This is a genomic window from Synechococcus sp. CCAP 1479/10 (assembly GCF_019038515.1).
Classification (GTDB): domain Bacteria; phylum Cyanobacteriota; class Cyanobacteriia; order PCC-6307; family Cyanobiaceae; genus Cyanobium.
In genome coordinates, this window is record NZ_JAFKRJ010000002.1 from 1 (window position 1) to 9,723 (window position 9,723).

Annotated in this window: 12 protein-coding genes; 6 read left to right on the plus strand and 6 right to left on the minus strand. The window is 66.8% G+C overall.

Annotated elements, in window-relative coordinates; translation table 11 throughout:
- The first annotated feature begins 74 nt into the window (after nt 1–74).
- Both KUG39_RS00485 and KUG39_RS00490 read left to right on the plus strand, forming a co-directional pair.
- Nucleotides 75–626 (plus strand): Crp/Fnr family transcriptional regulator, encoded by a 552-nt coding sequence (locus KUG39_RS00485; protein ID WP_106222534.1) that lies wholly within the window; start codon nt 75–77, stop codon nt 624–626.
- A gap of 61 nt (nt 627–687) precedes the next feature.
- Nucleotides 688–879: a hypothetical protein gene (locus KUG39_RS00490; RefSeq protein WP_094584003.1), complete on the plus strand. Its 192-nt coding sequence runs from the start codon at nt 688–690 to the stop codon at nt 877–879.
- Here the strand turns inward: KUG39_RS00490 and KUG39_RS00495 are convergent, their stop codons facing one another.
- Entirely contained in the window at nt 880–1,902 is a 1,023-nt protein-coding gene (locus KUG39_RS00495; protein ID WP_216912020.1) for a sulfate/molybdate ABC transporter ATP-binding protein, read from the minus strand.
- A gap of 103 nt (nt 1,903–2,005) precedes the next feature.
- Here KUG39_RS00495 and cysT point away from each other — a divergent pair, with 103 nt between their 5' ends.
- The 3 genes from cysT (at nt 2,006) to KUG39_RS00510 (ending at nt 4,716) form a co-directional block, all read left to right on the plus strand.
- Nucleotides 2,006–2,857 (plus strand): sulfate ABC transporter permease subunit CysT, encoded by an 852-nt coding sequence (gene cysT, locus KUG39_RS00500; protein WP_190612081.1) that lies wholly within the window; start codon nt 2,006–2,008, stop codon nt 2,855–2,857.
- Between the two features lie 69 nt (nt 2,858–2,926).
- Nucleotides 2,927–3,826 carry a sulfate ABC transporter permease subunit CysW gene (cysW, locus tag KUG39_RS00505; RefSeq protein ID WP_216912021.1) on the plus strand — a complete coding sequence of 300 codons (900 nt, stop codon included), beginning with the start codon at nt 2,927–2,929 and terminating at the stop codon, nt 3,824–3,826.
- A 71-nt stretch (nt 3,827–3,897) separates the two neighbouring features.
- Complete coding sequence (locus tag KUG39_RS00510) at nt 3,898–4,716, plus strand: glycosyltransferase family 25 protein (RefSeq protein ID WP_216912022.1); 819 nt, start codon at nt 3,898–3,900, stop codon at nt 4,714–4,716.
- Here KUG39_RS00510 and KUG39_RS00515 read toward each other — a convergent pair.
- From KUG39_RS00515 to KUG39_RS00530, 4 genes are read right to left on the minus strand one after another with little or no spacing between them, the layout of a single operon-like run.
- Nucleotides 4,711–5,871, minus strand: a complete 1,161-nt coding sequence (locus tag KUG39_RS00515) for a UDP-galactopyranose/dTDP-fucopyranose mutase family protein (protein WP_199297204.1) — start codon at nt 5,869–5,871, stop codon at nt 4,711–4,713. The two genes, KUG39_RS00510 and KUG39_RS00515, sit on opposite strands and share 6 nt — an antisense overlap.
- 21 nt (nt 5,872–5,892) lie before the next feature.
- Nucleotides 5,893–6,684 (minus strand): inositol oxygenase family protein, encoded by a 792-nt coding sequence (locus KUG39_RS00520; protein ID WP_216912023.1) that lies wholly within the window; start codon nt 6,682–6,684, stop codon nt 5,893–5,895.
- A gap of 29 nt (nt 6,685–6,713) precedes the next feature.
- Entirely contained in the window at nt 6,714–7,637 is a 924-nt protein-coding gene (locus KUG39_RS00525) for a cation diffusion facilitator family transporter (protein ID WP_216912025.1), read from the minus strand.
- 35 nt (nt 7,638–7,672) lie between these two features.
- Nucleotides 7,673–7,885 (minus strand): acetyltransferase, encoded by a 213-nt coding sequence (locus KUG39_RS00530; RefSeq protein ID WP_190612072.1) that lies wholly within the window; start codon nt 7,883–7,885, stop codon nt 7,673–7,675.
- A gap of 114 nt (nt 7,886–7,999) precedes the next feature.
- Here KUG39_RS00530 and KUG39_RS00535 point away from each other — a divergent pair, with 114 nt between their 5' ends.
- Entirely contained in the window at nt 8,000–9,232 is a 1,233-nt protein-coding gene (locus KUG39_RS00535; protein ID WP_216912027.1) for an NAD(P)/FAD-dependent oxidoreductase, read from the plus strand.
- Nucleotides 9,233–9,236: 4 nt separating this feature from the next.
- Here KUG39_RS00535 and KUG39_RS00540 read toward each other — a convergent pair.
- Nucleotides 9,237–9,723, minus strand: a 487-nt coding sequence (locus KUG39_RS00540; protein WP_216912029.1) for a glycogen/starch/alpha-glucan phosphorylase, incomplete at its 5' end; no start/stop codon positions are given.

Genomic DNA, 9,723 nt, shown 5'->3' on the forward strand with positions numbered 1-9,723 from the left:
GGCTGTCGCCAGCCGAAGGCTGGCCGTCCGCTCTGCCCTGAACCCCCCCACCCCATCGCTTTCCGCCTGCGGCCATGACCACCTCACGTACGCCCCAGACCCTCCGCCTCACGCTCCTGCCCCATGACGTCCTGCCCGACGGACTTCATTGGAAGATCCAGGACGGCTACATCCGCACCGCCTCCCACGACGAGGAGGGCGAATCCTTCACCCTCGGCCTCTGGGGCCCGGGTGACTGGGTGACCAACGCCTATTCCACCCTGCGTCCGGTGGAGATCCAGTGCCTGTCCACGGTGGTGGTGGAGCAGGGCCATCCCAGCGAGGCCGAGATCCTGGCCTTCCTGCATCACCAGATCCGCAACACCGAAGAGCTGTTCGAGATCAACCGGGTCCGCGGCGCCGACTCACGGCTGCTGCGGCTGCTGCGCTGGATCGGCATCCGCTTCGGGCAGGTGAGCAGCCGCGGCTACCGCCTCTCCCTGCGGGACATGAACCTCACCCATCAGGCCCTGGCAGAGATCTGCGGCCTCACCCGGGTGACGGTCACCAAGACCCTCAACCATTTCAAGCGCCTCGGTCTGCTGCATCAGGTGAGCGACACCGACCTGATGGTCAGCATCCCCTGAGTGCGCCGACTATTCGGCGCCCCATTTTCAGCGTCCTTTCTGTTCTTCAACAACCACCGTCATGGCTGCCCAGTACTTCCGCTCCAGGCTCAATGAGCCCCAGCCCCAGCGCTTCACCCTCGTCTTTCGCAACGGTGAGCTGCTGCGCCACCAGGATCCCCTGGCCGTGGCCCAGTACCTCGCCGATGCCCGTCTGGCGGAGGTTCATTCCGAACCTCCGCGGCGCCGTGCCGCCACTGCGGTGAGCGACTGATCAGATCGAAAAATCCGGTTGAAAGGCGTGGGCCTGGCGACTGATCACATGCAGTCGGTCGCCGGGCTTGAGGTTGGCGTAGTCCACCTCTTCCCGGGGGAATTGGGCCACCACCACCTCCTCGGAGTCGAGCACCAGTTCCGCCTGCAGGTCGCGGCCCATGTGGGTGAGGCGCCGCAGGCGGGCCGGCACGGTGCCCGGCTGGGGGGTGGCATGCACCTGCACATGGTGGGGGCGCACGAAGATTCGGCCCTCCGCCGGCAGCGGCGGGACCGCATCGCGCCGCACGGGCAGGGAGCCGCTGGGCAGCTCGTTGACGGCGCCCACGAAACTCATCACGAACGGGGAGGCGGGATGGTCGTAGATCTCCGCCGGGGAACCGATCTGCTCCACCCGGCCTTCGTTCATGACCACGATCCGATCGGCCACCTCCATGGCCTCCTCCTGGTCGTGGGTGACGATCACGGTGGTGACGTGCATCTCGTCGTGGAGATTGCGCAGCCAGGCCCGCAGTTCCTTGCGCACCTTGGCATCGAGGGCGCTGAAGGGTTCATCGAGCAGCAGCACCCGGGGCTGCACCGCCAGGGCGCGGGCCAGGGCCACCCGCTGGCGCTGCCCGCCGGACAGCTGGGAGGGGTAGCGGTTGCCGTAGCCCCGCAGGTGCACGAGGTCGAGCAGCTCGTCGACCCGCCGACGGATCGCCTCGGGCTTCCAGCGGCGCAGTTCGAGGCCGAAGGCCACGTTGCGGCGCACGTTGCGGTGCTTGAACAGGGCGAAATGCTGGAAGACGAAGCCCACCTGGCGCTCCTGCACCGACCGCTCGGTCGCCTCCTCGCCGGTGATCCAGATGCGGCCGGCATCGGCCTCCTCCAGCCCGGCGATCAGTCGCAGCAGGGTGCTCTTGCCAGACCCGGAGGGTCCGAGCAGGGCCACCAGGGAGCCGCTGTCCACGTCGACGCTGACGTCGTCGACGGCGCGGAAATCGCCGAAGTTCTTGCTGACGTTGGCGACGCGGATGCCCATCGAAACGGCCTGGGTGGCTGGGAGGATCCGACTATACCGGTAAGCGCACCGCTGAACCGTCCTTTAGTCTGACGCCGTTGAAGCGCGCCATCCCCCTGCCCCGATGACCCCCGCCCTCCTGCGTCGCTGGCGCCCGCCGACCCTGGCGCTGCCCAGCTGGCCCTGGCGCATCACCTGGACCTATCTGGGCCTGATCCTGTTCCTGCCCCTGGGGGCCATGCTGCTCAGGGCCGCCGAAGTGGGGCCCGCCGGTTTCTGGGAGATGGCCACCACGCCGGAGGCCATCGCCACCTACAAGGTGAGTTTCGGCCTGGCCCTGGTGGCCAGCGTGATCAACGGCGTCTTCGGGCTGGTGGTGGCCTGGGCGCTGGTGCGCTGCAGCTTTCCAGGTCAGCGCCTGCTCGATGCCCTGATCGATCTGCCCTTCGCCCTTCCCACCGCCGTCGCCGGACTCGCCCTCACGGCCGTGTACAGCACCAACGGCTGGCTGGGCCAGCCGCTCCATGAGGCCTTCGGCATCAAGGTGGCCTTCGCCGCCCCGGGGGTGACCGTGGCGATGGTGTTCATCTCCCTGCCCTTCGTGGTGCGCACCGTGGAGCCCGTGCTGCGTTCCCTCGAGAAGGAGCAGGAGGAGGCCTCCTGGTGCCTGGGGGCCACGCCGCTCCAGACCACCCTGCGGGTGGTGCTGCCCCAGCTCCTGCCGGCGATCCTCGGCGGCGTGGCCCAGGGCTACAGCCGGGCCGTGGGTGAGTACGGCTCGGTGGTGATGATCTCCAGCAACGTGCCCTTCCGGGACCTGATCACCCCCACGTTGATCATCCAGAAGCTGGAGGAATACGACTTCGATGCCGCCACCGTGATCGGCGCGGTGATGCTGATCTTCTCCCTGCTGAGCCTGCTGGTCATCAACCTGTTGCAGGTGTGGGGCCAGCGCTATCAGGGCGATGCGGCCTGATCCCGCCACCTGGCTCCGCCTTCACCCCCTGTCCTGTCCGCCTTCCGTTCCCGCCACCGGCTTTCCGCCATGACCATCGTTGTTCCCACCCTGGAGAGCCCCAGGCCCACGCCCGCTCCAGGCAAGCGATCCCGCCGCCAGGGCCTGGATCTGCCGGCGATCCTGATTCCCCTGGTCGCCAGCCTCTACGTGGGGGTGGTGATCCTGCTGCCAGCCCTGAGCGTGGTGGCCTCCGCCTTTGCCAAGGGGCTGGGCCCCTTCCTGGAGAACTTCCAGTCCTACGAACTGATCTCGGCCCTGCGCCTCACCCTGTTCGCCACCGCCGTGGCGGTGCCCTGCAACGTCATCTTCGGCCTGGCCGCAGCCACCGCCATCGCCCGCCGCCAGTTCCGGGGCAAGGCCCTGCTGCTGAGCGTCATCGATCTGCCCTTCTCGATCTCACCGGTGGTGGTGGGCCTGATGCTGGTGCTGCTCTACAGCCCCACCCATGGCCTGCTGGGGGGTGTCATCGAGAGCCTGGGCTGGAAGATCATCTTCTCCTGGCCCGGGATCGTGCTGGCCACGATCATCGTCACCTTCCCCTTCATGGCCCGGGAGGTGATCCCCCTGCTGGAGGAGGAGGGCTGGGAGCAGGAGGAGGCCGCCCGCACCCTGGGGGCCACCAACTGGCAGGTGTTCTGGAAGGTGACGCTCCCCTCGGTGCGCTGGGCCGCCCTCTACGGCCTGATCCTCACCACGGCCCGGGCCCTGGGCGAATTCGGAGCCGTCGCCGTGGTCAGCGGCAACATCGAGGGCCTCACCCAGACCCTGCCCCTGTTCGTGGAGGACGCCTACAAGAACTACCAGACCGAGCTGGCCTTCGGGGCGGCGATGGTGCTGGGGGGCGTGGCGATCGTGTCGCTGCTGCTCAAGCTCCTGGTGGAGCAGCTTCTGGAGCAGGACAAGAAGGCGGCCAGGACCGAGCCGTGACCGGCAACGGCCCGCTTCGGGTCGGGCCCGAGCCGGTTCCCTAACGTTCGCGTCGGCACGACGGGACAGCCATGGGGCATTGGCAGGCGTTACTGGAGGCCCCAGCCTTCTGCATCAATCTTGAGCGTCGTCCCGATCGGCGCGATGGGCTGCTCGAGCGCCTGGGGGAAGCCGGCTTCACCCGGGTCTCGATCTGGCCCGCCGTGGATGCCCGATCGGAAAATCTCGAGGCGCTGTTCGAGCGCCACGGCCTGGGCAGGCCAATGGATGTCGATCGCTTCCCGGCCCGTCGCGGCTCCCAGGGGTCCCTGCTCTCCCACCTGGGCCTGCTGGCCCATGCCATCGAGCGGGACCTGCCCTTGCTGCACATCTTCGAAGACGACGTCTTTTTCCCGCCCATCTGGGCGACCCATGCCAGGGCCTTCCATGACGCCACCCCTGCGGATTGGGACCTGCTGTTTCTCGGTTCCCAGATCCTCTACGAGGAACTCCCCTGGCCCAGTCCCTTCCGCTTCATCGATCGCCATCCCCGCCTGAGGTCGGTCTCCCGCCGCCTGGTCTCCAGGCCGACGCCGATCCTGCAGGACATCGTGACTTGCCCGCTCTTCTGCACCCACGCCTATACCCTCACCCAGGCCGGATGCCGTCAGCTGTACGCCTGGTTCACCGGCCAGCCGGTGGTCTACGGGTATGACTTCATGATCTGTGACGGCATGCGGAACTCCCCGCGCGTCAGCTCCTTCCCGCTGAAGTGGTACGCCTGGAACAGCCTGCGGTTGTGTCCCGACCCGGCCTGCCGCGGCACCGATCCCGCCATCACCCGACGCAACCGGGGGCTGGTGTTCCAGTTGGAGGAGGAAGGCCCGGGGGTGGTGGGAGACAAGCTATGAGAGGCTGAGGCGAAAGGCCTCGGGGAAGATGGGCCTGGGCTGCCCTGAAGTGATCGATGCGATGAACTCCCTTGCCAGGGAAAGGGACTCGGCGATCACCTGGTGCATGTCCATGTATTTGTACAGCCCCAGTCGGCCCATGAAGCTGGTCTTGTCCGTCTGCAGGCAATCGCCCAGGTAACCGTGCATCAGGGCCTTGTCGGCCGCTAGGCGCTTGGGGTAGTAGGGCTCATCCTCGAGGCCCGTTTCTTTGCTGTATTCCGTGAACACGATTGTTTTGTCGTGCTGTTTCCAGTATTCGTAATGCTTGTGCTCCCTGCGGCGGGTGAAGCCCACATCCAGCGAGGGATAGTTGATCCCGGGATGGCCCAGGGTATCCCCTGTTTCGATCTGCCGCTCCCAGAAGACTGTGCGATAGCCGAGCCGGCCCCGCCGGTGGCCGAAGAAGCCATCGAGGGGGCCTGAGTAGAACACATGGTCATAGGGCTGGCCATCGGAGGGTTGCCAGCGGTGGTTGAGGCTCAGGGAGATGCGGGGATGGTCGATGAGCCGCTCGAAGACGGCGGTGTATCCATCTCTGGGGATGCCCTGGTAAATCGAGGAGTAGTAGTTGTCGTTGTAGTTGAAACGCAACGGCAACCGCTTCAGCACGGAGGCCGGGATCTGCTGTGGCTCGCAGCCCCAGTGTTTCTTCGTGTAGCCATGGAAGAACGCATGGTAGAGCTCATCGCCCATGAAGTGCAGGGCCTGCTCTTCGAAGTTCCGAGGCTGTTCGATGTCATGGCGTCGGATGGAGTCGACGAACTGCCGGGCTTCCGATGGTGAGAACTTCTTGCCGAAAAACTGGTTGATGGTATGAAGATTGACGGGCAGACTGAAGATTCCCTTGTCGATGCTGGCCTTGGGGCGGTTGATGAACGGCATCATCTCCGTGAAGCGCTGCACGTAGTTCCAGACGCCAAGATCGCTGGTGTGAAAGATATGGGCACCGTAGGTATGCACGGTGATGCCTGTTTCCTGTTCCTTGTGGGTGTGGCAGTTGCCGCCGATGTGATCCCTGGCTTCGACAATATCGATGTGGTGGTCGGTGTGATCGGCAAGTTCCCTGGCCAGAACGGCGCCGGCGAAGCCGGATCCAACCACAAGAAAACGCATGATGAAAAGCCTGCGGACGGATCAGAAAACGATGCGATCGGGAAGTCTCGATTCGATGAAATCTCGGTAGTCGTCCAGGCGGGTTTCGGGTCGGATGTCGATGGATTTGGAGGCCGTGTCGTAGTGGCGGAAGCGCTTCATGATGCCGTTGAAGTGCTGTTCATCGCTGGCATCCATGTAGTCGATGGGGTTGGTGTTCTTGAGGCCGTGGTAGCGGATCGTCCAGCTGAGATGGGGCGGCAGAAAGGAGCGGAACCGCAGGTAGCCGAATTCACAGTGGTTCCACTGGCAGATGTGCTGGTCGAGGCCGGTTCTGGCCTTGGGCGTGAGGATGGAATTGGTGCCCACCACGTTGGCCGGGTCCTCACCGGCGAGCAGCAGCAGCTTGCCGAGGTCATGGAGGAGGGCCAGCAGCAGCAGATCGTCGTCGAGGACGCCATCGCTGACCATCGCCTCGATCATCTGCAGGCTGTGGGTCAGCTGGCTGGCGCAGCCCAGCAGATTGTCGGTCGGATCCAGGCACTCCCCCAGCATCCGGAACAGATCCATCGGGCGGAGGCTGCCGAAGACCGGCGTCCGATACCGGTCGTTGAGGGCCTCCACATCGGAGATCGACTGCTGGTCATGGCGATCCAGGATCTGCCGTTGCAGGGTCCGCTGGCGCTCGGCGGCCCGGTGGGCGGCGGAGTCTGGGGGATCGAGCTTGACCAGGCCGAGGCCGGCAGCGGCCAGCCCCCGCTCCAGCCCCCGTCGGGCCCGTCCTTTCAGCCGGGGCACCAGGTGGCTCGGCAGCAGCGAAGGCGAGATCAGCAAGGCGGCCGCTGCAGCGGATCTGCAGCAGCCTATCGAGGCTGGTGGGCCCCGTCCTCCACACAGCTCCCCGGCGCCTCGATCTGGAGGGTGCTGTGGGTGATGCCCAGCTGGGCGAGGCGCTGCTGGGCGAGGGACAGCAGCTCCCCATCCAGCGGGCCATCACCGCGGCCGACGAGATGGGCCGTGAGGGCGGTGCGGGAGGTGCTCATGCCCCAGACGTGCAGATGGTGGACGTTCTCCACGCCGGGCAGGGCGCGCAGGGCCGCCTCCACCGCGGCCAGGTCAATCCCCCGCGGCACGGCGTCGAGGCTGGCGCTGAGGGCTTCCCCCAGGAGTTCCCAGCCGCTCCAGGCCACCGCCAGTCCCACGCCGATGGCGGTGGCCGCATCCAGCCAGTTCCAGCCCACCAGCCCCACCAGCACGGCGCTGACCAGCACCGCGGCCGAGACGGCGGCATCGGTGAGCAGGTGCACCACCGCCGCCCGCCGGTTCAGATCGTGGTGGTGGCCGGTGCCGAACAGCCGGGCCGAGAGCAGGTTGATCACGATGCCGGCCGCCGCCGCCCAGGCCACCGGGCCGCTCACCACCGGCACCGGATCCAGCAGCCGCTGCACCCCTTCGACGATCACCACCCCGGCCGCCATCAGGATCAGGGCCGCGTTCATCAGCGAGGCCAGCTGGGTGCTGCGGCCGAAGCCGTAGGTGAAACGGGCCGTGGCCGGCCGGGCGCTGAGCCGTTCGGCCCCCCAGCCGAACAGCAGGCCCGCCACGTCACCGAGGTTGTGGATGGCATCGCCGATCAGGGCCAGGGAGCCGAAGCCGATGCCGATCGCCAGCTGCAGCCCCGAGAGGGCGCTGTTCAGCAGCACACCCCAGAAGAAGGCCCGGGGTGAACCCTGCCGGTGCGGATGCCCGTGTTCGTGCGGTGGGTGCTGGTGGGAATGGGACGCCATGGAGGCGTCTTAGCAGCGCTGGCCTCGGCTGGCCTTCAGCTCTGGTAATGGGAATCGAGCCAGCAGCGGGGCAGGGCCTCCCCGGAGGGAAAGAACAGGTCGGCCTTGGCGTACTCCTGGGGATCCTGCATCTCCTCGCCGCCGTGGAGACGGGCCTCGACCAGGGTGTCGAAGGGGTTGAACAACTGCTTGACGTTCAGCACCTCCACAAGGCTGGCGTCATCGTTGTGGCGTACTTTCAAGAACATCTCCCTGCTCCGGATCTCGATACCTTCAGTCTGGTGCCACGGTGCCGGCGAAGGTAGCGAGCGTGACATTTCTCCCTCGCCGCTGCCGGGCCCTCCGCGTCTGATCTCCGTTCCATGGCCCATCACCAGATCCTGATCGTCGGCGGAGGGGCTGCGGGCCTCACCGTGGCCAGCCAGCTCAAGCGGGCCCGGCCCGGTCTGGAGATCGCCATCCTGGAGCCCTCCCCCGACCACTACTACCAACCCGGCTGGACCCTGGTGGGCGCCGGCGTCTTCACCCTCGAGCAGACCCGCCGCGCCGAGGCCGATCTGATCCCCGAGGGGGTGCGCTGGATCCGCGCCGCCGCCGCCGGTTTCGATCCGGTGGCCGGCACCGTCACCAGCAGCGACGGCGAAACGCTCCATTACGACGCGCTGGTGGTGGCCACCGGCATCAAGCTCTGCTGGGATCGGATCAAGGGTCTGCCGGAGGCCCTCGGCACGGGCGGCATCACCAGCAACTATTCCAAGGATCTGGTCGATTACACCTGGCAGACGATCCAGGCCTTCCGCGGCGGCAACGCGATCTTCACCTTCCCCGACACGCCGATCAAGTGCGCCGGGGCGCCCCAGAAGATCATGTATCTGGCCGACGACGTCTTCAAGCGCTCGCCAGAGGTCGCGGCGGCCACCCGGGTGATCTATGCCACCGCCACACCGGGGATCTTCGCCATTCCCACCTTCGCCGAACCCCTGCGCCAGGTGGTGGCCCGCCGCGGCATCGAGCCCCACTATCAGCACACCCTCAAGGAGGTGCGTGCCGCCAGCAAGGAGGCGGTGTTCGCCGTCAAGGACGGGGACACGGTGCGCGAAGAGGTGCTTCCCTTCGGGATGCTGCACGTCACACCGCCGATGGCGGCCCCCGATGTGGTGGCCACCAGCCCCCTGGCGGTGGCGGGTCCGGGCGGCTGGGTGGATGTGGACAAGTTCACCACCCAGCACGTGCGCCATCCCAACGTCTTCTCCCTCGGCGACGTCTCCTCGCTGCCCAACTCCAAGACCGCCGCGGCGGTGCGGGGCCAGGCGCCGGTGCTGGTGGCCAACCTGCTGGCCCACCTCGATGGCCAGCCCCTGGCGGCCCGCTACGACGGCTACGCCTGCTGCCCGCTGATCACCGGCTACGGGCGCGTGATCATGGCCGAGTTCAACTACGACGCCCAGCCCGTTCCCTCCTTCCCCCTCGATCCCACCCAGGAGCGCTGGAGCATGTGGGTGGTCAAGAAGGACGTGCTGCCCTGGATCTACTGGAACCGCATGCTCAAGGGAGCCCCGCACGAGCGGCGCTTCATGCCGGGGGCGGCGGGCTGAGGCTTCAGCCGCCGATGGTCACCGGGAAGGGGGCCACGTCCCAGATTCTGCGGGCGTACTCACCGATGGCCCGATCGGAGGAGAAGAAGCCGCTGCGGGCGGTGTTCAGCAGGGCCATCTGATTCCAGCGGCTGCGGTCCGCCCAGGTGGCGCTGACGCTGGCCTGGGCCTGCAGGTAGGAGGCGAAGTCGGCCAGCACGAAGAACGGGTCGCTCCCCTGCAGCTGGTCCGTCAGGGGCCGGAAGCGGTCCGTGTCCCCCTGGCTGAAGTGCCCCCGGCCGATCAGGTCGAACACCTCCGCCAGCAGGGGATCGGCCGCGATCCATTCCCAGGGCCTGTAGTGGTCGTGCAGCTGGGCGATGCCTTCGGTGGTGCGGCCGAAGAGGAAGAAGTTGTCATCGCCCACCTGCTCGCGGATCTCGACGTTGGCGCCATCGAGGGTGCCGATGGTGAGGGCGCCGTTCATCATGAATTTCATGTTGCCGGTGCCG

Bases quoted from the DNA above. Each gene is read 5' to 3' on its own strand.
- KUG39_RS00535 (WP_216912027.1), top strand. From the start codon at position 8,000: ATGGCCCATCACCAGATCCTGATCGTCGGCGGAGGGGCTGCGGGCCTC.
- cysW (WP_216912021.1), top strand. From the start codon at position 2,927: ATGACCATCGTTGTTCCCACCCTGGAGAGCCCCAGGCCCACGCCCGCT.
- KUG39_RS00490 (WP_094584003.1), top strand. From the start codon at position 688: ATGGCTGCCCAGTACTTCCGCTCCAGGCTCAATGAGCCCCAGCCCCAG.
- KUG39_RS00485 (WP_106222534.1), top strand. From the start codon at position 75: ATGACCACCTCACGTACGCCCCAGACCCTCCGCCTCACGCTCCTGCCC.
- KUG39_RS00495 (WP_216912020.1), bottom strand. From the start codon at position 1,902: ATGGGCATCCGCGTCGCCAACGTCAGCAAGAACTTCGGCGATTTCCGC.
- KUG39_RS00510 (WP_216912022.1), top strand. From the start codon at position 3,898: ATGGGGCATTGGCAGGCGTTACTGGAGGCCCCAGCCTTCTGCATCAAT.
- cysT (WP_190612081.1), top strand. From the start codon at position 2,006: ATGACCCCCGCCCTCCTGCGTCGCTGGCGCCCGCCGACCCTGGCGCTG.
- KUG39_RS00515 (WP_199297204.1), bottom strand. From the start codon at position 5,871: ATGCGTTTTCTTGTGGTTGGATCCGGCTTCGCCGGCGCCGTTCTGGCC.
- KUG39_RS00525 (WP_216912025.1), bottom strand. From the start codon at position 7,637: ATGGCGTCCCATTCCCACCAGCACCCACCGCACGAACACGGGCATCCG.
- KUG39_RS00530 (WP_190612072.1), bottom strand. From the start codon at position 7,885: ATGTTCTTGAAAGTACGCCACAACGATGACGCCAGCCTTGTGGAGGTG.